The sequence below is a fragment of the Hyphomicrobium sp. 802 genome, from assembly GCF_000526135.1.
GTDB lineage: Bacteria > Pseudomonadota > Alphaproteobacteria > Rhizobiales > Hyphomicrobiaceae > Hyphomicrobium_B.
The window spans coordinates 2,474,636-2,497,025 of sequence record NZ_JAFM01000001.1; the positions used below are offsets into that span (position 1 = coordinate 2,474,636).

A 22,390-nucleotide genomic window follows, 5' to 3' on the forward strand; every position below is an offset into this window, starting at 1 on the left:
GGGTCGTCTAGCCAGGCGGCATCACACGGAAACGATTCGAGCGATGTGGAAGACGCGGAGCATTTGTCTCGTCATTGTTGCGATCGCAGGGCTGCTTGCGGTCGTGTTGCAAAATGCGGAAGCCGCTGAGACGGGGTTCGCGACCAAGGCACCGCATGCCATGCTGATGGACGCGGAAACGGGCGCCATCCTCTATCAGCACAACGCCGACGAGCTTTTCCCGCCAGCGAGCATGAGCAAGCTGATGACGCTGGAGGTGCTTTTCCGCGCCATCAAGGAAGGCCGCGTAAAAAAGACCGACGAATACAAGATGAGCGTCAATGCCTGGCGCAACGGCGGCGCACCGTCGGGCACGTCGGCGATGATGGTGCCGGTCAATACGACGGTGACGGTCGATGAGCTTATTCAGGGGGTCGCGGTTCAGTCGGGCAACGATGCCGCCATGTGCATCGCCGAAAACATGGCTGGGACCGAAGGCGCGTTCGCGCGGATGATGAACGAAGAGGCGCGGCGGATCGGCCTCAAAAAATCAACGTTCGGCAATTCGACGGGGCTGCCTGATCCCCACCAGCTGATGACGGCGCGTGAGCTTGCCATTCTGGCGCGCTACATCATCCGCGAATATCCGGACTTCTACCCGGTTTTCAGCCAGAAGGAATTTCGCTACCGCCAGCATCGCTTCATCAATCGCAATCCGCTGCTGTTCTTGAACATCGGCGCCGATGGCATAAAGACCGGGCATATCGCGGCTGCGGGCTATGGACTCGTCGGTTCGGCCGTTCAGGACGGCAAGCGGCTGATCGTCGTCGTCAGCGGGCTGGAGAAAGCGGATCAGCGAAAGGACGAGGCTGCGAAGCTTCTGACGTGGGGCTTTCAGTCCTTCAGCGCGGTCAAGCTTTTCAACGCGGGCGAGATCGTCGGGCAAGCGCGCGTCTGGGGCGGGAAGACTTGGTATGTACCGCTCGCCGCCAAGGGCGACGTGATGTTTACGATGCCTAAATATCCGGCAAATCAGCGGATCTCGGCAGAAATCGTCTATAAGGCGCCCCTGAAGCCGCCGGTGAAGAAAGGCGATCAGGTCGCGACGCTGCGTATTTCGAGTTCAAGCAGCGCATCGGCCGAAGTGCCGCTCTATGCTACGGAGGACGTTTCGAACGGCGGGATCGTCCGCCAGGGCGTCGACTCCCTTGTGCTAATGGCCTTGCGCCGGCTGGCACTCTAGATTACGCCCGCCGAAAAGCAGAGGCGAGCCATGAAGCGCGGAAAATTCATCACCTTCGAAGGCGGAGAGGCCACCGGAAAATCGACCCAGTCGAAGCGCCTGGCCGAACGGCTGGAACGCGCCGGCATTCCCGTGATAGTCACGCGCGAGCCGGGCGGCACGCCGGTCGGCGAAGACGTGCGCGCCCTTATCATGAAGGATCGTCCGACCGATCCGGTGACAGAGCTTCTGCTTTTCGCCGCGGCGCGGGCCGAGCATATGACGTCGGTGATCCGCCCAGCGCTTTATGACGGCACGTGGGTGATCTCGGATCGCTTCATTGATTCAACGCGCGTCTATCAGGGCAAACTCTATGGTCTGGAGCGCGCCTTTATCGAGCAACTGGAAAAGTTCATCGTGGCGCCGGACTACCCGGACTTGACGTTGATCCTTGACCTGCCTGCGAGCGCGGGGATCGAGCGGGCGGAGCTGCGCGGCACGCTATCGCGCTACGACGCCGAGCGCATCGAAACGCACGAGACGCTGCGCGAGGGCTTCCTCGAAATCGCCGAGCAGGAACCGCAGCGCTGCGTGCTGATCGACGGCCATCTGCCGGTGGCGAGCGTCGAGACGGCCGTGTGGCAGGCGGTTACCGCGCATCTGCTCGCTGAGGCCGATTGATGGCGCGTGCGCCATTGGGGGCTGACATCGAGGCGTTGCCGGAAGCGGATCGGCTCGATGATTTTCCGCACCCGCGCGAGACGCGCGCTCTCTATGGCCAAGACGCAGCGCAAGAGGTGTTTGCAGAAGCACTCGCCGGCGGGCGCATGCATCATGCGTGGTTGCTCGCGGGGCCAGCCGGTATCGGCAAGGCGACGCTCGCTTATCTCGTGGCGCGTGCGGCGCTCGCCGAACTCGACGAGCGCGATATGTTCGGGCAGGGTCTCACGATCGAACCGGACTCGCGGACGGATCGGCAGGTGCGCGCGCTTTCGCATCCGGCGCTGTTCGTCATCCGGCGGCCGTACGATCAGAAGACGAAGCGCTTTCCTCAGACCATCCCGATTGACGAAGTGCGCAAGCTCAAAGGCTTTCTGTCGCTCAGCTCGGGCGACGAGGGCCGGCGCGTCGTCATCGTCGACAGCGCCGATGAGCTCAATCAGAACGCGGCCAACGCGCTTTTGAAGTCGCTCGAAGAGCCGCCGGGGCGAACGATCTTCCTGCTCGTTACGTCGGCGCCGGGACGGTTGCTCGCGACGATCCGGTCGCGGTGCCGCGTCATTGCGATGCCGCCTCTCTCGGACAGCGATCTGAAGCGCGCTGCTGCGCAGGCGCTGACGGCGGCGGAGATGGCGCTCCCGGAAGAGCATGACTGGGACAAACTCTTGCCGCTGGCAGGTGGCAGCGTCGGGCGGGCGCTCATCCTGCTCGGCGGCGGCGGGCTTGGCCTGCAGGCTCGTATCGACCAGATTCTGGGCGGATTGCCGAAACTCGACCTCAGGACCGTGCACGGCCTTGCGGATGAGCTACAACCCATAGCCCAGGACCGGAAATTCCAGCTCTTCATGGACCTTTTCCAGGCGAGCCTGGGGCGGCTGATCTCGGCGGCGGCGACGGGCGAGGGGGCGCCGCGCGACGTGGAGCTGGCGGCCCGGCTGATCGGGCCTCAGCGCCTTGCGACTTTTGCCGAGCTATGGGAAACACTGGCCCGCGACAAGGCTGATACCGTTACGCTCAACCTTGACCGCAAATCGCTCATCCTCGGAAGTTTCGCGCGCCTCGAGGCAGCGAGCCGCGGCTGAGCAAGGCGTGCACGCGCGCCGCGTCTGACACTGCAGAAAGAATCCGAAAGTGGCGGAAAAATATTACATCACGACGCCGATCTTCTACCCCAACGGCAAGCCGCATATCGGTCACGCGTATACGGTGATCGCGAGTGATACGCTCGCCCGGTTCGCGCGTCTCGACGGCCGCGACGTGTTCTTCCTGTCGGGCACCGACGAGCACGGTCTGAAGATGAAGCAGACTGCCGACAAAGAGGGGATCACGCCGCTCGCGCTGGCTGATCGCAACTCAGCGATCTTCCGCTCGATGCTGGAGGTGCTCGGGACCTCGAACGACGAATTCTTCCGCACGACCGAGCCGCGCCACTACAAAGCCTGCCAGGCAATCTGGGAGAAGATGGCCGCTAACGGCGACATCTACCTCGGCAGCTACGGCGGCTGGTATTCGGTGCGGCAGGAAGCCTATTTCGATGAGAAGGAAACGACCGTCGGCGAGGATGGCGTCCGCCGCGAGCCGCTGGGGTCGCCCGTCGAGTGGACGGAAGAGCAGAGCTACTTTTTCCGCCTGTCGGCCTACCAGGACAAGCTGCTTGCCCACTACGAGAGCCACCCGGAATTCGTCGGGCCGCCTGAGCGCCTGAACGAAGTGATGAGTTTCGTGAAGTCGGGCCTGAAGGATCTTTCGATTTCGCGCTCGACGTTCGACTGGGGCGTGCCGGTTCCGGGCGACGACAAACACGTGATGTACGTCTGGGTCGATGCGCTGACGAACTACATCACGGCCTGCGGTTATCCGGACGAGACGAATGCGAAGTGGCGCTACTGGCCGGCCGACGTGCACGTCGTCGGCAAGGACATCGTGCGCTTTCACGGCGTCTATTGGCCTGCCTTCTTGATGTCGGCGGGCGTCCCGCTGCCCGAACGGGTCTTCGCCCACGGGTTTCTGTTCAACCGCGGCGAGAAGATGTCGAAGTCGGTCGGCAACGTCGTCGACCCGTTCGAGATGGTCGAAACGTTCGGCCGCGATGCCGTGCGTTATTTCTTCCTACGCGAAGTGATGTTCGGGCAGGACGGCAGCTATTCGGCGGACGTCATCGTCAACCGGATCAATGCCGATCTCGCGAACAACCTCGGCAATTTGGCGCAGCGCTCGCTGTCGATGATCTTCAAGAACTGCGACGGCGCCATTCCGCAGCCGGGCGCGTTCAGCGAAGCCGATGAAGCGATCCTCACTGCGACGGACGGGCTCTACGTCACCGTACGCGCGGAGATGGAACGGCAGAGCATCACCAAATATCTCGATGCGCTCTGGACGGTCATCGCGGATGCCAACCGTTACTTCGCAGCCGAAGAGCCGTGGGCAAAGAAGAAAACCGATCCGGCGCGGATGGCGACGATCCTGTACGTCACGGCTGAATGCGTGCGCCAGTTTGCGATCCTCATTCAGCCGGTGATGCCGGAAAGTGCGGCGAAACTGCTCGATCTGCTGGCGGTTGCGCCGGAGGATCGCACGTTCGCAAGTCTCGGGGCCACCGGACGCCTGAAGCCGGGGACGAAAAGCCCTGAACCACAAGGCGTTTTCCCGCGCTACGTCGCGCCGGAGGAAAGCAAGGCGTGAGCGGACAACGCGCCGCACGGCGCGGCGCGGCCTGTAGAGAGTAAAACGACCTGATGCTTGTCGATCATCATTGCCATCTCGATTTTCCCGACTTCGCGCCGGAGCTTGATGAAGTCGTTGCGCGGGCGCACGCGGCGGGTGTTGGCACGCTCGTCACGATCTCGACGCGGATCCGCGAGTTCGACAAGCTGAAGGCGATTACCGAGCGTTTCGACGATGTCTATTGCTCGGTTGGCACGCACCCGAACAACGCGCATGAAGAGCTCGACATTCCGCTCGAACAGATCATCGCACTGTCGAAGCATCCGAAGGTCGTTGCGATCGGGGAGGCGGGCCTCGACTATCATTATGATACCTCGACGCCCGCCGCACAGGCCGAAGGCTTTCGCCGCCACATCGCTGCGGCGCGCGAGACGGGCTTGCCGCTCGAAATTCACACGCGCGATGCCGACGAGGATACGCTCGCCATTCTCGAAGAAGAAACCGCCAAGGGTGCGTTTCCGGCCGTGCTCCATTGCTACACGGGCGGACGCAAGCTCGCGATGCGCGCGCTCGAGCTTGGGCTTTACGTGTCATTCACCGGCGTGATTACGTTCAAGAACTCGGAAGGCTTGCGCGAGATCGTGCGTGACGTGCCGCTCGACCGTCTGCTCGTCGAAACAGACGCGCCGTTCCTCGCGCCGATTCCGTTCCGGGGAAAGCGCAACGAGCCAGCCTATGTCGTACGCACAGCGGCTGCACTTGCAGAAGTCAAAGGCGTCACGCCTGACGAGATCGCAGCCGCAACGACGGCGAATTTCTTCCGGCTCTACAGCAAGGCGAAGCCGCCGAAATCTCTTCCTTCCATAGACGGCGGGTCTGCCGCAGCATGAGCTACAGATGCACGATATTGGGTTGCGGCTCTTCCGGCGGCGTGCCGCGCATTGGTATGAACTGGGGTGCGTGCGATCCTGAAAATCCAAAAAACCGGCGGCTGCGCTGCTCGGCGCTGATCGAACGCACGGGGTCGGGCGGACGGACCTCGGTGCTGATCGACACCTCGCCGGATTTTCGCGAGCAGATCCTGTCAACGCGTCTCACCGCGCTCGACGGCGTACTCTATACGCACGATCACGCCGACCACACGCACGGCATCGACGATCTGCGCATGGTCTCCTTTTCGATGAAGCGTCGCGTCGATGTCTATTTCAACAAGGCGACCGGCGACAGCTTGAAGTCGCGCTTTTCATATTGCTTCGAGACGCCGCCCGGATCGGCCTACATGCCGATGCTCAACGGTCATGAGATCGACGGCGTAACGCCGGTCGCAATCGCGGGCGGCGGCGGCACGATCACCGCACGGCCGATACAGCAGCATCACGGTTCGATCCTGTCGCTCGGCTACCGGGTTTCCAATCTCGCGTACTCTCCGGACATCAACGACATTCCGGCGGAGTCCATTCCGCTGCTCGAAGGGCTCGACGTCTGGATCGTCGATGCGTTGCGTCACGGCGTGCACGAAAGCCATTTCAGCGTGAAGCAGGCACTGATGTGGGCCGAACGCCTGAAGCCGAAGCGCACGATCCTGACGCACATGACGAGCGAACTCGATTACGCAACGCTGGCGCGCGAACTGCCGGCGGGCGTCGAGCCGGCTTACGACGGCATGATGATTTCATTTACCTGAGGAAGGGCGGCGAGAACGCCGCCTGACGTCATCGCCAAAGGCCGAAATCATCCCATTTCGCTTCCGGGATCAGGCCGCCGAGCTTGTACGTGAATGTTTTCGCCCGCATCTGGTCGGGCGTGACCGTGCAGGTGAAATCGAGAAAATACCAGCGGTTGTTGGCGCGCACCGCGCCGCCTTTCGCGGTGACGACGTTGTCCTTGAATATAGCCGGCTTCTGAATGGTCGTGGTGACGCGATCGATGCCCTTCAAATGACTGCCCTTGCGGACGGCGTCGATGCCGCGAAGATTGCAGACTTGGTGCGCACGTTCTTCCGGCTGAAGCTCCTTGAGCACGCGGTCCATCGAAGCATCCGCCAACGCCGTTTGCGTGCTGCCTGCAAACGTAAGCAACAATACAAGACTTCTCTTCGAGAGCATTCCCCTGACTTCCCCTTTGAATTCCCCATCAGTCCGGAACGACCGGAAGCGGCCCCCCGACCGCGATCGTCAAAACGCGCGTTGATGTGACCGTAATGAGGCAACATCCGTCACTGCAGACCTCGCCTGCGCCGCGTGACGGAGGTTTCAGCGATGTTTTGGGAGTCTAGGGACGGCAGCTGTCGAAAAAGTAAATATGGCGCTCGCTAGGCTAATGGCTCGCGCCATTCGCGGAAGTTTATGATCCCGCCGTTTCTTTCGCACTGCGGCGAGGCGAGTTCGAGAAAGAGCGGAACAAGATCTTCGGGAGGGGGAAGAGTTGCCGGATCTTCGCCCGGAAATGCCTTGGCGCGCATCTGTGTGCGCGTGGCACCAGGATTGATCAGATTGGCTTTGACGGACGTGCTCTGGAGTTCGGCAGCCCAAGTTTTAACGAGCGCTTCGAGCCCAGCTTTCGACGCGGAATACGCGCCCCAGTAAGCGTACTTACCGCTCGCGGCGCCCGACGTCACGAACACGGCGCGGCCGGCATCGGAACGCTTCAGCAGCGGATCGAGCGTGCGGATCAGACGCCAGTTGGCGTTGAGGTTGATGTCGATGGTGGAGAGAAAGCCCTCGTCCGTCGTGTGGCCGAGCGGGGAGAGCGGGCCGAGGATGCCGGCGTTGGCGATCAGAATGTCGAGGCGCTCCCAGCGCTGATAGATCGTCGGCCCGAGCTGATCGACCCGGTCGCCTTTTTTGAGGTCGAGCTGAAGAAGGGTTGCGGCGCCGCCAAGCGCCCGGATCTCATCGTCAACCGCTTCGAGCCCGCCGAGCGATCGCGCTGCCAGGATAACGTGAGCTCCGGATTTCGCGAGGCCTAGAGCAACGGCGCGGCCGATACCGCGGGATGCGCCGGTGACGAGCGCAATGCGCCCTGAGAGGGGAGTGTCCGTCATGTGTCACTCTTCAAAAGCAACGGACGGACAGGCCGCCCTCATCAGCCGACTTCGGCGAGAAGGGATAGCTGCCTCGGAATGGCTTCGCCACCGTAATCGGTGAGATTGGTCGGGTAATCGCCAGTGAAGCAGTGATCGGTGAACTGCGGCGCACGGTTATCGCGGCCTTCAAGACCGATGGCGCGATAGATGCCGTCAACCGACAGGAAGGCAAGGCTGTCGGCTTCCATGAAGTCGCGCATTTCGTCGAGCGACATGTTGGCGGCGAGCAGGTCTTTCTTGCTCGGCGTGTCGATGCCGTAGAAATCCGGATGCGTAATCGGTGGCGAGGAAATCCGCATGTGGACTTCGGCTGCGCCAGCGTCGCGGATGAGCTGGACAATTTTCTTCGACGTGGTGCCGCGCACGACGCTGTCGTCGATCAGGACGACGCGGTTGCCGCGAATGACGCCGGAGTTCGCCGAGTGCTTGAGCTTGACGCCCAGCTGGCGGATGCGCTGCTCGGGCTCGATAAAGGTTCGGCCGACATAGTGATTGCGGATGATGCCGAGTTCGAACGGGATGCCGCTCTGCTGGCTGAAACCGATAGCGGCGGGCACGCCGGAATCCGGGATCGGCACAATGACGTCGGCGGCGGGCGCGGATTCGCGCGCCAGTTCGATGCCCATGCGCTTGCGGATATCATAAACGGTCTGGCCGCCGACGATGGAATCCGGACGGGCGAAGTAGATGTATTCGAAGATGCATGGACGCGCCGGGCGCATCGGGAAGGGGCGGTGGCTTTCGAGGCCCTCGTCCGTGATGACGACGACTTCGCCGTTATCCACTTCGCGCAGGAACTCGGCGCCGACCATGTCGAGCGCGCAGGTTTCGGAGGCGAGCACATAAGAGGTGCCGAGGCGGCCGATGACCAGCGGGCGGATGCCGATCGGATCGCGGACGCCGATCATCATGTCATTGGTCATGCAGACGAGGGCGTAAGAGCCTTCGACCTGCCGTACCGCATCAACGAGGCGTTCGACGATGCGGCGCTTCTTGGAGCGGGAGAGAAGGTGAAGAATGACTTCCGTGTCGGAGGTCGACTGACAGATGGCGCCGGATGAGATCAGTTCGCGCCGAAGCGTCAGAGCATTGGTGAGGTTGCCGTTATGGGCGACTGCGAAACCGCCGGTATCGATGTCAGCAAAAAGCGGCTGGACGTTACGGATGAGGGGATCGCCGGTTGTCGAGTAGCGATCGTGGCCGATGGCCATGCGGCCTTTAAGGCGGGCGAGAACTTCAGGTTTCGAGAAGTTGTCGCCAACGAGCCCCATGCGGCGCTCGGAGTGGAAGTTGCGGCCGTCGTAGGAGACGATGCCGGCTGCTTCCTGGCCGCGATGCTGCAGGGCGTGAAGGCCCAGCGCCGTGATCGCCGCCGCATCGGGATGGTCGAAGATGCCAAAGACGCCACATTCTTCGCGTAGACGATCATCGCCATAGCGCGTGAACGTGAGGCCATCGATTTTCGTCGTCGCGCCGCCTTGCTGTGCCATAAGGCACCTCCCGCGATTGAGCCGCCCTGCTCCGCCCGATACGCCGGGTAACTAAATTCCGAACGTGCCGTCGCCGCTGACGCTAGCCGCGTCACGCGAGCGTCATATAGTACCGTTGGCCATTGATGACCAGCGCGACTGAACGACCCTTTTGCTCAAGAAATCCTTGCTGTCCAGGCTGTTCGTTTGGCGAAGCCGGTGGCGGCGTCGCGGACGGTTGCGGAATGACCTGCAGAAGGACATTGCGGATCGATTCACCCGTCGCCTTCACATACGGCCTAAAAAATGCATCCCGAACAAGGGGATGCTGCTTTTCTTTCTCAGGCGAAATGAAGGCCTCATAGGCCATGTAGGGTATGACGAAGAGAAGAAAGCCGCGCAGGATGCCGAAGATGAAGCCGAGAACCCGGTCGATCATGCCGACCTGACTATCCAGAATTGCATCGGAGATGCGCGCGGTAATCAGGTGCACGATGATGAGGACGATGAGGGCAACAGCAACCGCCACGCCGACTGTCGCGATTTGCGGTGGCAGGCCGGTCTGGGTTGCGAGATCGGCCGTCATCTCCTTCTTCGTGGCGAAGATCCAGTAGCCGACGCCAGCAGCGGAAATCCAGGAGACGATCGACAGCAGCTCGCGCGCGAAGCCCCGGTACATCGCAAGAAGACCGGATATGAACGAGACGGCGATCAGCGCCAGGTCTAGGTAAGTGAACGGGCCGACCATGGCCGTATCCCCTCTTTGGTCGCGTGCTCCCCGAGCATGAGACTCGCCCCAAGAATCAGTCGCATGACGCAGTAGCGTCTGCAAGCGACTTGAGGTGTGCGATGCGGGAAAGCGACAGCTTCATGCCCTGGACATCGACGTCGCCGTTTTCCGGCAGAACCGCCTGTCCAAATCCAAGTTTTGAGGCCTCTTTCAGGCGTGGTGTCATCATGGCGGCAGCGCGGACGGCCCCCGACAGCGAGACCTCGCCGAAATAGACGGCGTCGCGCGGCAAGGCAATGCCGGAGATGGATGACAAAAGCGCCGCGGCGGCGGCGAGGTCGGCGGCCGGTTCGGTAATCTTCAGTCCGCCAGCGACGTTTAGGTAAACGTCATGGTTGGCGAATGAAACACCGCAGCGGGCATCGAGCACGGCGAGCAGCATGGCGAGACGGTTACTATCCCAGCCGACGACGGCGCGGCGCGGGGTGCCGAAGCCCGACGGCGCAACGAGCGCCTGAATCTCGACGAGGAGCGGACGCGTGCCTTCGACGCCTGCGAAGATCGCCGAGCCGGGGCTGCGGCTGTCGCGATCGCCGAGGAACAGCTCGGACGGATTGGCGACTTCCTGTAAGCCGCCGCTGACCATTTCGAACACACCGATCTCGTCTGAAGGACCGAAGCGATTCTTCACGGCGCGCAGAATGCGATAGGGCATGCCGCGATCGCCTTCGAAATACAACACGGTGTCGACCATGTGCTCGATGACTTTCGGCCCGGCGATCTGGCCGTCCTTGGTCACGTGGCCGACGAGCAGCATGGCCGCTCCCGCCATCTTGCCGTAGCGGATCAGCGACAGCGCTGCGGCGCGGACCTGGCTGACGGTGCCAGGCGCAGCATCGAGCGTATCGGCCCAGAGCGTCTGGATGGAATCGATGATGATGAGATCCGGCGCCTTGCCGTCACCTAGCGTCGCCAGGATGTTCGACAGGTTCGTCTCGGATGCGAGGCCCACGGGCGCGTCAGCAAGGCCGAGGCGGTTCGCACGCAGACGGACCTGAGCAATGGCTTCTTCGCCGGAAAAATAGAACGCGCGGCCGCCGCTGCGGGCGAGGTGGGCTGCGACCTGGAGCAGAAGCGTCGATTTGCCGATGCCTGGTTCGCCACCGATGAGAATGGCCGAGCCCGGAACGATGCCGCCGCCCGTCACGCGATCAAGCTCGGCGATGCCGCTGGAAAAGCGCGGCGCTTCTTCAGCTTCGCCCTTCAGCGTTTCGAGCTTGATGACGCGGCCTTTGCTCTGACGCGTGACGCCTGCGCCGGGCGGCGGACCTGCGTCCGTCTCTTCAACGAGCGTGTTCCATTCACCGCAGGCGGTGCACTTTCCCGCCCAGCGCGACGCAGTCGCTCCGCAATTCTGGCAGACATAAAGGGAGCGCGAGGGCTTTGCCATGGCGCCTACGGATTCTCATCAAGATAGAGGCGCGTGAAGCGGTTGCCGAGGCGTGTCAGGATTTCGTAGCCGATGGTTCCGGCTGAGAATCCGGCGTCCTCGATCGTCAGACCTTCAGCAATGAGTTTCGCGAATTCGCCGGGCATGGCGGCACCGTCAGGCAGATCGGTGACGTCGACGGTGATGAGGTCCATCGAGATGCGGCCAACGATCGGCGCCAAGTGGCCGCTGATGAGAACGTGTCCGCCGGGGCGGCCATCCGGCGCGCTGGCGTTGCGCGGAACACCATCGGCATATCCGGCGGCAATCGTGGCGATACGGCTCGGGCGCTTGGCGCGCCACGTCGCAGAGTAGCCAACCGTTTCACCGGGGGCGACGTCGGCGACGGCGAGAATGCGCGCTGCAACGGTGACGGCGGCGTGTACCGGCGCTGGGGCGATTTGCGATGCCTGTCCGCCGTAGAGCGCGTAGCCGGGCCTGACGAGATCGAAATGATAGGACGGCCCGAGCATCAAACCATCGGAGGCAGCGAGGCTTCGCGCCACGCCGGGAAACAGCGCCGACAGCGTCTCGAACGTCAGCAGTTGCTCGCGATTTTTCGGATCGCGTGGATTATCGGCCGAGGCGAGATGGCTCATCACCAGGTCGAGTTCGATGCCCGCCATCATCGACGGTTCGGCGACGAGACGGCGAACGTCGCGCACGGGAAGCCCGAGGCGATGCAGGCCGGTGTCGATGTGAAATGCTGCGGGAAGCCGTTCGCCCCGCGCGCGGCAGAGCGCCGACCAGGCGACGACGTCATCGAGCGTCGATAGCACCGGCTTCACGGCGAGATGCGCGAACGCGGCGGCAGTGTTTCCGACCAGACCGTCGAGCGCGTAGATGTCGGCATCCGGCGCGATGCGGCGTGCCGTTTCGGCTTCGCCCGGAGTCGCGATGAAAAAAGCGGTGCAGCCCGCCCGCGCAAGCGTTGCGATGACGCGTTCGGCGCCAAGCCCGTACGCGTCGGCTTTGACGACGGCAGCGCAACGCGCCGGCGCGACCTTATCGGCCAGTGCCCGCCAGTTCGCAGCGATGCATCCGAGGTCAACGGTGATCGTTCCCGTCGCCCTTGCTACGCTCTCGGGCATTCGCGCATTGACCGTCATCTCACGTTCCCACCCCGGCTGCGATCCGGGCCCCTCTAGTGCTGGGGCAGCATATAGTCTCGGGCCAGATTGCCAAAGCGCGTGAATTGTCCTTCGAAGGACAGCTCGACCGTGCCGACAGGACCGTGACGCTGCTTGCCGATGATGACCTCGGCCTTGCCGGAGGCTGCGCTCATCTTCGTCATCCAATCGGCAAATTCGGGCGTTCCTTCGGCAGGCTTTGTGCGCTCGATGTAATATTCCTCGCGGAACACGAACATAACGACGTCGGCGTCCTGCTCGATGGAGCCCGATTCGCGAAGGTCGGAAAGCTGCGGGCGCTTGTCTTCGCGCTGTTCGACCTGACGCGAAAGCTGCGATAGCGCGATGATCGGAACCGCCAGTTCCTTGGCGAGCGCCTTGAGGCCAGTGGTGATCTCGGTGATTTCCTGCACGCGGTTGGCGCTGCTGCTCGCTTTCGAGCCGGCGAGCAGCTGAAGGTAGTCGACGACGAGAAGGTCGAGGCCATGCTGGCGCTTGAGCTTTCGCGCGCGGGATGAAAGCTGCGCGATGGTGATGCCGCCGGTCTGGTCGATGAAGAGCGGAATGCGCGACATCTCGGTCGCAACTTCCGAGAGCTTGCGGAACTCGGCCTCGTCGATCATGCCGCGGCGGATTTTTTCCGACGACACCTCGGCCTGTTCGGCGAGAATACGGGTGGCCAACTGCTCGGACGACATTTCGAGCGAGAAGAAGCCGACGATACCGCCGTCGACGGTATGCATCGAGCCGTCGGACTGACGTTCGCCACGATAGGCCTTGGCGACGTTATAGGCGATGTTTGTTGCAAGCGCCGTCTTACCCATCGAGGGACGACCGGCGAGGATGATCAAGTCGGAACGCTGCAGACCACCGAGCTTGTTGTCGAGATCGGAGAGACCGGTCGATGCGCCCGACAAATGCCCCGCGCGCTGGAACGCGCTGTTCGCCATTTCGATGGCGGTGGTCAGCGCTGATTTGAAGGTCTCGAACCCCTTGCCGTACTTGTTCTGCTCGGCGAGCGAGTAGAGACGGCCTTCGGCTTCTTCGATCTGGGCGCGCGGCGCATGATCGACGGCGCTGTCGTAAGCCGTGTTGACCATGTCCTCGCCGATGATGATCAGCGAGCGCCGGGTCGCGAGATCGTAGATCGTGCGACCGTATTCAGCGGCGTTGATGATGGTCGTGGCGTTGGCGGCGAGGCGGCCGAGATACTGCGGAACGGTCAGGTTCGAGTCGATCGGTTCGACGTTCTCGAAGAACGTCTTCACCGTGATCGGCGTCGCGGTCTTGCCGGCGTGGATGAGGGTGCCGAGCGTCTCGAAGATCCGGGCATGCAGCGGATCGAAGAAATGGTCGGGTGACAGGAAGCCGGAGACGCGATCGAGCGCCTCGTTGTTGACGAGGATCGCACCGAGAAGCGCCTGCTCGGCTTCAATGTTATGCGGCGGCTGACGGAAGGTCAGCGGCTCATTGGCCGAGACAACCTGTTTGAGTTTCTCGGTGGGGAGGACTGCGGGATCTGCCATGCGCCGGAAGCTAACCGATTCCGGGTCGCGACCGGGAGATTGTGCTCATGCAACCTGTGAAGCATCCCCGCTATCAACACGCTCCCGACAGGGCGCTGCAGAAGTGCTTGGCCGTGTTAAACTCGCAACGGCCAAGCAGTCCACAGGAGCGTGAGATCCTCAGGCCGATTCTTCGGCTTCGTCCTGCGGCGCGGCGCCTTCTTCGAACGCGGCGTCCGGATTGAAGGTCTCGAGTTCGAGGGCCTCTTCCTTGACGACGGCAACGTCTTCGCCGCGGGCCTGCTTGTCAGCTTCGTCCTGCGAGCGGGCGATGTTGAGCGAGATCGAGCAGATGACTTCCGGATGCAGCTGGACGGTCGCTGGCGTGACGCCCAGCGTCTTGATCGGCTTGTCGAGGATGATCTGGTTGCGGTCGACGGTGAAGCCGCCTTCGGTGATGACGGCTGCGATGTCGCGCGTCGAGACGGAGCCATAAAGCTGGCCGGTGTCGCCGGCGGCGCGAATCAGAACGAAGGACTGACCGTTGAGCTTGGCGGCGACGGCTTCGGCATCGGCTTTGTGGGCGAGGTTGTCAGCTTCGAGCTGAGCGCGGCGGCCCTCGAACACCTTCTTGTTGTCTTCCGTGGCGCGCAGCGCCTTCTTCTGCGGCAGCAGGTAATTGCGGGCGTAGCCATCCTTGACGTTGACGATGTCGCCCATCTGGCCGAGGCGGCCAATACGCTGAAGAAGAATAACTTGCATGTCTTTCATAGCTCCTGGTTTGAAATTGGGGGATTGCGATTTTCAGTTCGGCGCTTCCGGCGGCTTTCGTGCCGACCGGTAGCGGAAGACGGTTTCGGCGAGCCCCGTGATGGCGAGCAGCAGACCGAGGTGAGGGATGAAAAGGACTCCGATATAGAGAGCCGTCAGGATGAACGTTCGCCACTGCGAGCCACGCGTGAGCGAATGGATGAGCGCCAAGCCAACAAGCGCAAACGCCAGCGTGAAGGGCGCCGCAAAACCGGCGGCGAACAATCCTGGCATGCCGCCGACGAAGCTCAGTCCGATGGCGATCAAAAGTGCGAACGTCGCTCCCGGCGGCAAGGCGAATGCCGCGAAATCGGGCCACGGCCGCTGCAGCCGTCCGGATGCCAGCGTGATGCGGCCTGCGAGCCAAAGATTGATGAGGATCGTTCCCATTGCGAGAATGCCCAGCGCCCAAGGCAGGGAGTAAAGCGTCGAGCGGGTGATCTCGTCGATTTCAGACGCGCCGATTTCTGGAGCGCCGGGAATTTGCGACAGCTCCGTCTTGACGAAGCTTTCGACGACCGTGCGGAGCAACTTCGTCAGCGTATCGACGTCGCCGCCCATCAGCATCAGCGCCAGGATCGTGAAGCAGCCGGCGAAAATGGCGGCGGCGATGGTGATGCGGCCGACAGGATACCATTCGCGCTCGCCGTCATTCTCGCGGCTCAGCAGCGCGAGGCGCGTGCAGATGACGGCCGGCAGTGCGGTGCTGATGGCATAGACTTCGGCGGCGAGGGGGTTGGCCATAAGCAGCACGCAGGTCGTCGCGGTGATGGCGGCAATCGACGCGGCGATCGGGCCGAGACCAAGCCCGGTCAGATAAAGCGAGAGCGGCGTCAGCAGAAAGAGGACGATGCGGAGCAGGAATGCGCCCGTCGTCGCGGAGGCGAATACGACTGCGGAAATCAGGCCCGCGGCAAGGGCAAGTATGAAAGCGTTCGTCGGCATCTTCTTTTGCTGTCCCGCATCGGAGCGGTTAGAGCCAGATCCGGTTGCCCGTCCTGACCCAACTTCTTGGTTTGTGTCTTCCGACTCGCATTCTGCGAGCCGGCCGGAAGACACGGACATTTTCTTCGCGCCTCTCGACTCCGCTTCGCAGAGCCGGCCGGGAGGCGCGGTGGTTTGGTTTGCGTCTTCCTACTCTGCTTCGCGAAGCCGGCCGGGAGACGCGTTTGATGTCGCTCCAGGCGAGCGGCGCAACGCGCCGGCCCACCCGGATGCAGTTTACTTGATCACGTACGGCAGCAGGCCGAGGAAGCGGGCGCGCTTGATGGCGCGGGCCAGCTCACGCTGCTTCTTGGCCGAAACGGCCGTGATGCGGCTCGGTACGATCTTGCCGCGCTCGGAAATATAACGGCCGAGCGTGCGGACGTCCTTGTAGTCGATCTTCGGTGCGCCAGCGCCCGAGAACGGACAGGTCTTGCGGCGACGCTGGAAGGGACGGCGTGCGCCGCCGCCAGTGGAAGCGATTTCAGCCATGGATTAGCCCTCCGAACCGTTATTGGACTGACGCGGGCCGCGGGGGGCCTCGCCTTCACGCGGGGGACGCGGGCCGCGCGGGCCATCGCCGTCACGCGGGGGGCGCGAACGGAACGTCGAGCCGCCTTCACGGCCGCCGCCGAAGCCGCCACGGTCGCCGCGCGGGGGACCGCCACGGCCACCGAAGCCGCGATCACCACGATCACCGCGTTCCTCGCGGTCCTGCTTGCGCATCTGGACGCTCGGCTCGGTTTCGAGTTCTTCGACGCGCACCGTCATGAAGCGGATGACGTCGGTGTGGAGGCCCATGCGGCGCTCCATTTCGGTCACGGCCGCTGACGGGGCTTCGATATTGAAGAAGGCGTAGTGCGCCTTGCGGTTCTTCTTGATCTTGAAGGCGAGGTTCTTGAGACCCCAGTATTCCTGCTTCGTGATCTTGCCCTGGCCTTCTTCGACGACGCCCTGGAATTCCTTCATCAGAGCTTCGACTTGGGCCTGGGTCACGTCCTGGCGCGCCAGGAAGGTATGCTCGTAAAGCGGCATACGATTGGCCTTTCGGTTCGAGTTATAACGTCTTGCGACGTCTTATCTTTCCATCGGCGCAAAGCCCCAAAAGACCCGAGAAAGGCCGATCTGGCACCAAATAGGAGAAGACACTGGGGGACGGCGCTCGAAAGCCCCTCTCGAGATGCGGATGGTTAAGACGCCAGCGCAGCCCAAGCCCCCGTTCAGCCTCCTGCCGAACGGAAAGGCGGCCTTATACAGCATTTTCAGGCCGGGGCAAGTCAGGACAGATGCCGTCCAGCTCGGACAGGAAAGCTAGGCCAATGCCGTGCCGCCCTGCCCAAAAATGTGGCGTCCATGCAACTTTGAAATTTGACAGTCAACAATCATCGACGGTCACGGCGCAAACACGGGAATCATGTCCTAAAGGGGATTGCCGGGATCGATCCGGCGCGTCGAGGGAGACCAACGACATGAAGTATGCAGCTTACACTGAAGAGACGATCTGGGCGGTCGCGGACGATGAAGAGACCGCCCGTGAAGAGGGCGAAGAGAACATGGCCGAGAATGGCGTGACGGACACGTCAGCGCTTAAGGTCGCGCCGATCGACGACAACCTCGTCGAAGCGCTCGAGGAAGCCGAAGAATCCGGCGCCGACGTTCTATTCGATCTGATCGACGGCGAACTTTGCGAAGTCGAGACGGTCGAAGGCTAACCGTTTAGCAGGCGTCTCGCGGCAGGCCACGTCTCCCGTCGCCGGAGCGAACGGCGCCTTCTGGTTCTATTTTCGGCGTTTTTTCGATTGCGCATTTGAGCGTCGCGGCTTCGCGGCGCTTTTTTTTGGCAACTCGTCCAGGCGGTAAGCCATTGGCAATCTGCCACATTCGTCGAGCTTGCCCGGCGGCTTCGGTCGGCCCATGTCATCTTGAATGACAACCAGCCGAGGCAGATTTGATGGATGATATTCGCGAAACGCCGCATGGAGGCGCGACGCCGACCGAGGTCCGGCCAATCGACCCAGGCGTCAAGATCGGACACGTTCATCTGAAGGTCGCGGATCTCCAGAGGGCGCTTGACTTCTATTGCGGCGTTCTCGGCTTTACCCTTATGCAGCGTTTCGGCAGCCAGGCGGCCTTCATTTCGGCTGGCGGCTATCACCACCACATCGGCCTCAACACCTGGGAAAGCCGGGGAGGGACGCCGCCGCCTCCGGGCACGACGGGGCTTTACCATCTCGCTGTGCTCTATCCGACACGGGTAGCGCTGGCCGATGCCTTGCGGCGGCTGATGGCGGCTCACGTCCAGTTGACCGGAGCCTCCGACCACGGGGTCAGCGAGGCGCTCTACCTCGATGACCCGGACGGCAACGGCGTGGAACTTTACTGGGACCGGCCGGAGGCCGAATGGCCGCGCGACGCCGACGGCAATATTTCCATGTTCACGAAGGCCTTGGATCTGAGAGCCCTTTTGCGGGAACCGGCACCCAACGCGTAATGGCTTGCCGCCGGCAACGGGCTGGCGCGGCGGTTGGCGGAGCGCAGCGTCTCTTGACACCGGATGGGCGGGCGTGGACTAAGGCCGCCCAATATCTGCGTGCACGCAGGTCATTCCCAATTCCAGCCCAGGGAGCACTTTCTCCACGATGGCACGCGCTTTCGTTTTTCCAGGTCAAGGCAGCCAGGACGTCGGTATGGGCAAGGCGCTTGCCGATGCCTTTCCCGTTGCTCGCGCCGTATTCGAAGAAGTCGACGATGCGCTAGGCGAAAAGCTGTCGGCGTTGATCTGGGAAGGCCCGAAAGAAACGCTGACGCTGACGCAGAATGCTCAGCCCGCGCTCATGGCGGTATCGATGGCCGTCATGCGTGTACTCGAAAAAGAGAGGGGCGTATCGCTCGCAAGCAGCGCGAAATTCGTCGCCGGGCATTCGCTCGGAGAGTATTCGGCGCTCGCCGCGGCCGGTGCATTTTCTTTGTCGGACGCAGCGCGCCTCTTGAGGCTGCGGGGACAGGCCATGCAGAAGGCTGTGCCGGTCGGCGTCGGCGCGATGGCAGCGCTGCTCGGCGTCGGCATCGATGTGGCGGAGAAAGTCGCTGCCGAAGCTGCCCAGGGCGACGTTTGTCAGATCGCGAACGACAACGAGCCGACGCAGGTCGTCCTGTCCGGGCATAAGACGGCGCTCGATCGCGTGCCGGAAATCGGCAAGAAATTCGGTGTTCGGCGCGCGGTACCGTTGCCCGTGTCCGCTCCCTTCCATTGCGCGCTGATGCAGCCCGCCGCCGACGCGATGGCGGAAGCACTCGCGTCCGTGACGGTCAACAAACCTGTTGTTCCAGTCGTCGCAAACGTGCTGGCGGAGCCGATTTCCGATCCGGATGAGATCAAGAAGCGGCTCGTCGAGCAGGTGACAGGCACGGTCCGCTGGCGCGAATGCGTGGCGTTCATGGCGGCTGACGGCGTCACGGATTTCTATGAGATCGGCGCGGGCAAGGTCCTCGCAGGCCTCGTTAAGCGCACGGCTCCGAGCGTCAACGCTTCGAGCCTCGGCACCCCTTCCGATATCGATGCGGCGCTCGCCGCACTCACTTCATAAGGAGATTTGAATGTTTGACCTGACCGGCAAGACCGCCCTCGTCACGGGCGCGACGGGCGGACTTGGTGCCGAGATCGCACGCGTGTTCCACAAGGCTGGCGCGACAGTCGCGATCTCGGGACGCAAAGTCGAAGCGCTCGATGCGCTCGCGAAAGAGCTCGGCGACCGCGTGCATGTGTTGCCGTGCGATCTTGCGGACCGCGTAGCCGTCGCGAAGTTGATCGACGATGCCGTGAAGGCTCTGGGCGGTCGTCTCGACATTCTCGTCAATAATGCCGGTCTCACCAAGGACAACCTGTTCATGGTGATGAAGGACGATCAGTGGGATGACGTCATCGCGGTCAACCTGACGTCGACGTTCATGCTGTGCCGGGCCGCATCGCGCCACATGATGCGCTCGAAGACGGGATACGGGCGGATCATCAATATTGCGTCTGTTTCCGGCGTTTTCGGCAATCCGGGGCAGGGCAACTACGCAGCCTCGAAGGCCGGTATGATAGGTATGACCAAATCGCTCGCGCGCGAGGTCGCTTCGCGTGGGATTACGGCGAACTGCATCGCGCCGGGCTTCATCAAGACCAACATGACGGACGTGCTGACGGATAAGCAGAAGGGCGAGATCGCCCAGATGATCCCGGCGCAGCGCTTCGGCGATCCGGTGGACGTGGCTGCCGGGTGCCTCTATCTGGCTTCCAACGAAGGCGGGTACATCACCGGCCAGACGCTGCACATTAACGGCGGCATGGCTATGGTGTAATCAACTCCAGCCTATGATGGTAAACGCCGAGAATGCTTGATTTATCGGCGACTTTACGATTGAAGGTTCGGCTGTCGTCGGCTGCGTCACCACGTGCTTTGCAATGCTGGTGAAGTGTGTTAACGACACCACGGTTTTGAAACGTGAAAAACACGTTATCGGGACGGCACGAAGAGCTGGGGACAACTCGGCGAAGTGCTTCGTGGGGACGGTGCCTAAGCGGAAGACTCACGCTAGGGCGACTAAGGAAAAAGACTTTTATAACGGGGCGAACCCCTATCCGAACAGGCTACACTTCCCGTAAGTTGATATCCTGTCATGCGGTTTATAGCGGGTTCTGCAGGGCGAACAGGCGGGCCAGAAAAGGCCGCCAAAAATTAGAAAGACACGAGGATTAACGATGAGCGATGTCGCAGAGCGCGTGAAGAAAATTGTCGTAGAGCATCTTGGGGTCGAGGCCGACAAGGTCACCGACAATGCCAGCTTCATCGACGACCTTGGCGCAGATAGCTTGGATACCGTTGAACTCGTGATGGCGTTCGAAGAGGAATTCGGCTGCGAAATTCCGGACGATGCCGCCGAGCACATTCTGACGGTCGGCGATGCCGTCAAGTTTCTCGAGAAGAACGCGAGCGCGGCTTAAGCAGCCCTCTCACGTCTTAGATTTGTCCCCGGCGTAATTGCGCCTTCTGGGCAGAATTTAATGGGGGCTGGGTCACCAACCGGCCCCCTTTACGTGCCCAGTGTGGATCTCAAACAGCAACAGCGAACAAGAACAACATCGATGCGCCGTGTCGTTATTACAGGAATGGGTCTCGTCACTCCGGTCGGTTCAGGCGTCGAAGCGTCGTGGACCAATCTGCTTGCAGGACAAAGCGGAGCCCGGCGCGTCGAGGAATTCGAAGTTTCCGATATCACCTGTCAGATCGCGAATTTCGTGCCGCGCGGCGCGCAGTCCGAGGGCAAGTTCAATCCGGACGATTGGATGGAGCCAAAAGAACAGCGCAAGGTCGATGACTTCATCGTTTACGCCGTTGCGGCTGCCGATCAGGCGATCACGGATTCGGGCCTGAAGTTCCAGACGCCCGAAACGCAGGAACGCGCAGGCGTCCTGATCGGCTCGGGCATTGGCGGCCTTTCGGGCATCGCCGATACGTCGATCCTGTTGAAGGAGAAGGGGCCACGGCGCGTTTCTCCGTTCTTCATTCCAGGCCGTCTCATCAACCTCGCGGGCGGCTACGTCTCGATCAAGCACCAGCTCAAAGGTCCCAACAACGCCGTCGTCACCGCGTGTGCGACTGGCACGCACGCCATCGGCGATGCGGCGCGGATCATCGCGCTCGACGATGCCGACGTAATGATTGCGGGCGGCACGGAAAGCCCGATCTGCCGCATTGCGCTTGCGGGCTTCGCGGCTTGCCGGGCGCTGTCGACCGGATTCAACGACAACCCGACGAAAGCCTCGCGGCCTTATGACAAGGATCGCGACGGGTTCGTGATGGGCGAGGGCGCTGGCGTCGTCGTGCTCGAAAGCTACGAGTATGCGAAGGCACGCGGCGCGAAGATTTACGCCGAGATCATCGGCTACGGCATGTCGTCGGATGCCTACCACATCACGGCACCGGCCGAGGATGGCGACGGTGCCTATCGCTGCATGAAGGCCGCTTTGAAGCGCGCTGGCGTCGATCCGAGCGAGATCGATTACGTCAACGCGCACGGCACCTCGACGCCAATGGGCGACGAGATCGAGCTCAAGGCCGTCGAACGTCTGTTCGGCAACAGCAGCGGCAAGCTTGCGATGTCTTCGACGAAGTCGGCGACTGGGCATTTGCTCGGTGCAGCCGGTGCGATCGAGGCGATTTTCTCGGCGCTCGCCATCCGCGACAATATCGTTCCGCCGACGCTCAATCTCGACAACCCATCGGTCGAAACTGCGATCGACCTTGTGCCGCACAAGGCACAGAAGCGTGATATCAATATCGCGCTGTCGAATTCGTTCGGCTTCGGCGGCACGAACGCTTCGCTGGTTCTGCGCCGGGTGGCTTAAAACCGCGTTCTAATACGCGTTTTCGCCACATTTTACGGTGAGCGTCCGGCGCGGGTGGGGGATGGAGCGCTGGGTTTTGAGGCAATGACCTCGTGCACCGCGCTCCTTCAATGACGGTGCTCGCGGTAACATGAGTCAAAATCGGAAGCGTTCGGACGGAATTAGAACGTCACGAACAGCCGGGGCGCGAAGTCCTGCAGAACGGCTGGAGC

The 22,390-nt window shown here is 62.1% G+C and carries 23 protein-coding genes; 12 read left to right on the top strand and 11 right to left on the bottom strand.

What is annotated here, in order from left to right:
- Positions 1-43 precede the first annotated feature (43 nt).
- Genes HYP802_RS0112430 through HYP802_RS0112455 form a run of 6 tightly spaced genes read left to right on the top strand, consistent with a single transcriptional unit; the run spans position 44 to position 6,269 of the window.
- On the top strand, positions 44-1,222 hold the full coding sequence (locus HYP802_RS0112430) for a D-alanyl-D-alanine carboxypeptidase family protein (protein WP_024275862.1): 1,179 nt from the start codon (positions 44-46) through the stop codon (positions 1,220-1,222).
- A gap of 30 nt (positions 1,223-1,252) precedes the next feature.
- Positions 1,253-1,882, top strand: a complete 630-nt coding sequence (gene tmk, locus HYP802_RS0112435) for a dTMP kinase (RefSeq protein WP_013947654.1) — start codon at positions 1,253-1,255, stop codon at positions 1,880-1,882.
- On the top strand, positions 1,882-3,003 hold the full coding sequence (locus tag HYP802_RS0112440) for a DNA polymerase III subunit delta' (RefSeq protein WP_024275863.1): 1,122 nt from the start codon (positions 1,882-1,884) through the stop codon (positions 3,001-3,003). Before tmk ends, HYP802_RS0112440 begins: the two co-directional genes overlap by 1 nt.
- 49 nt (positions 3,004-3,052) lie before the next feature.
- A complete protein-coding gene (gene metG, locus HYP802_RS0112445; RefSeq protein WP_024275864.1) occupies positions 3,053-4,603 on the top strand; it encodes a methionine--tRNA ligase in 1,551 nt (516 codons plus the stop codon).
- Between the two features lie 53 nt (positions 4,604-4,656).
- Positions 4,657-5,475: a TatD family hydrolase gene (locus tag HYP802_RS0112450; RefSeq protein ID WP_024275865.1), complete on the top strand. Its 819-nt coding sequence runs from the start codon at positions 4,657-4,659 to the stop codon at positions 5,473-5,475.
- Positions 5,472-6,269, top strand: a complete 798-nt coding sequence (locus tag HYP802_RS0112455; RefSeq protein ID WP_024275866.1) for an MBL fold metallo-hydrolase — start codon at positions 5,472-5,474, stop codon at positions 6,267-6,269. Before HYP802_RS0112450 ends, HYP802_RS0112455 begins: the two co-directional genes overlap by 4 nt.
- Before the next feature lie 28 nt (positions 6,270-6,297).
- On the opposite strand, the gene HYP802_RS0112460 is transcribed toward HYP802_RS0112455, so the two are convergent.
- From HYP802_RS0112460 to rpsF, 11 genes are all read right to left on the bottom strand, one after another.
- A complete protein-coding gene (locus HYP802_RS0112460; protein ID WP_024275867.1) occupies positions 6,298-6,690 on the bottom strand; it encodes a DUF930 domain-containing protein in 393 nt (130 codons plus the stop codon).
- Between the two features lie 206 nt (positions 6,691-6,896).
- Positions 6,897-7,628, bottom strand: a complete 732-nt coding sequence (locus tag HYP802_RS0112465) for an SDR family NAD(P)-dependent oxidoreductase (RefSeq protein ID WP_013947660.1) — start codon at positions 7,626-7,628, stop codon at positions 6,897-6,899.
- A gap of 41 nt (positions 7,629-7,669) precedes the next feature.
- On the bottom strand, positions 7,670-9,160 hold the full coding sequence (gene purF / locus HYP802_RS0112470) for an amidophosphoribosyltransferase (protein WP_013947661.1): 1,491 nt from the start codon (positions 9,158-9,160) through the stop codon (positions 7,670-7,672).
- 91 nt (positions 9,161-9,251) lie between these two features.
- Positions 9,252-9,887, bottom strand: a complete 636-nt coding sequence (locus HYP802_RS0112475) for a CvpA family protein (RefSeq protein ID WP_013947662.1) — start codon at positions 9,885-9,887, stop codon at positions 9,252-9,254.
- Positions 9,888-9,942: 55 nt separating this feature from the next.
- Positions 9,943-11,319 (bottom strand): DNA repair protein RadA, encoded by a 1,377-nt coding sequence (radA, locus tag HYP802_RS0112480; protein WP_013947663.1) that lies wholly within the window; start codon positions 11,317-11,319, stop codon positions 9,943-9,945.
- 5 nt (positions 11,320-11,324) lie between these two features.
- The gene (gene alr, locus HYP802_RS0112485; RefSeq protein ID WP_013947664.1) at positions 11,325-12,467 is read right to left on the bottom strand and encodes an alanine racemase; all 1,143 of its coding nucleotides are present in this window, start codon (positions 12,465-12,467) and stop codon (positions 11,325-11,327) included.
- Positions 12,468-12,502: 35 nt separating this feature from the next.
- Positions 12,503-14,014 (bottom strand): replicative DNA helicase, encoded by a 1,512-nt coding sequence (locus tag HYP802_RS0112490; protein ID WP_013947665.1) that lies wholly within the window; start codon positions 14,012-14,014, stop codon positions 12,503-12,505.
- A 159-nt stretch (positions 14,015-14,173) separates the two neighbouring features.
- A complete protein-coding gene (gene rplI, locus HYP802_RS0112495) occupies positions 14,174-14,755 on the bottom strand; it encodes a 50S ribosomal protein L9 (RefSeq protein WP_013947666.1) in 582 nt (193 codons plus the stop codon).
- 42 nt (positions 14,756-14,797) lie between these two features.
- Entirely contained in the window at positions 14,798-15,748 is a 951-nt protein-coding gene (locus HYP802_RS0112500) for a DUF2232 domain-containing protein (protein WP_024275868.1), read from the bottom strand.
- A 276-nt stretch (positions 15,749-16,024) separates the two neighbouring features.
- Entirely contained in the window at positions 16,025-16,279 is a 255-nt protein-coding gene (rpsR, locus tag HYP802_RS0112505; RefSeq protein ID WP_013947669.1) for a 30S ribosomal protein S18, read from the bottom strand.
- Between the two features lie 3 nt (positions 16,280-16,282).
- Positions 16,283-16,822: a 30S ribosomal protein S6 gene (gene rpsF / locus HYP802_RS0112510; protein ID WP_013947670.1), complete on the bottom strand. Its 540-nt coding sequence runs from the start codon at positions 16,820-16,822 to the stop codon at positions 16,283-16,285.
- A 434-nt stretch (positions 16,823-17,256) separates the two neighbouring features.
- Here rpsF and HYP802_RS0112515 point away from each other — a divergent pair, with 434 nt between their 5' ends.
- The 6 genes from HYP802_RS0112515 (at position 17,257) to fabF (ending at position 22,178) form a co-directional block, all read left to right on the top strand.
- On the top strand, positions 17,257-17,499 hold the full coding sequence (locus tag HYP802_RS0112515) for a hypothetical protein (protein ID WP_013947671.1): 243 nt from the start codon (positions 17,257-17,259) through the stop codon (positions 17,497-17,499).
- Positions 17,500-17,738: 239 nt separating this feature from the next.
- On the top strand, positions 17,739-18,278 hold the full coding sequence (locus tag HYP802_RS0112525; protein ID WP_013947672.1) for a VOC family protein: 540 nt from the start codon (positions 17,739-17,741) through the stop codon (positions 18,276-18,278).
- A 148-nt stretch (positions 18,279-18,426) separates the two neighbouring features.
- A complete protein-coding gene (gene fabD, locus HYP802_RS0112530; protein WP_013947673.1) occupies positions 18,427-19,374 on the top strand; it encodes an ACP S-malonyltransferase in 948 nt (315 codons plus the stop codon).
- 10 nt (positions 19,375-19,384) lie between these two features.
- A complete protein-coding gene (gene fabG, locus HYP802_RS0112535) occupies positions 19,385-20,131 on the top strand; it encodes a 3-oxoacyl-[acyl-carrier-protein] reductase (protein WP_013947674.1) in 747 nt (248 codons plus the stop codon).
- Positions 20,132-20,531: 400 nt separating this feature from the next.
- Positions 20,532-20,774, top strand: coding sequence for an acyl carrier protein (locus HYP802_RS0112545; RefSeq protein ID WP_013215676.1), 243 nt, complete (start codon positions 20,532-20,534; stop codon positions 20,772-20,774).
- Positions 20,775-20,915: 141 nt separating this feature from the next.
- The gene (gene fabF / locus HYP802_RS0112550) at positions 20,916-22,178 is read left to right on the top strand and encodes a beta-ketoacyl-ACP synthase II (protein ID WP_013947676.1); all 1,263 of its coding nucleotides are present in this window, start codon (positions 20,916-20,918) and stop codon (positions 22,176-22,178) included.
- Positions 22,179-22,390 lie beyond the last annotated feature (212 nt).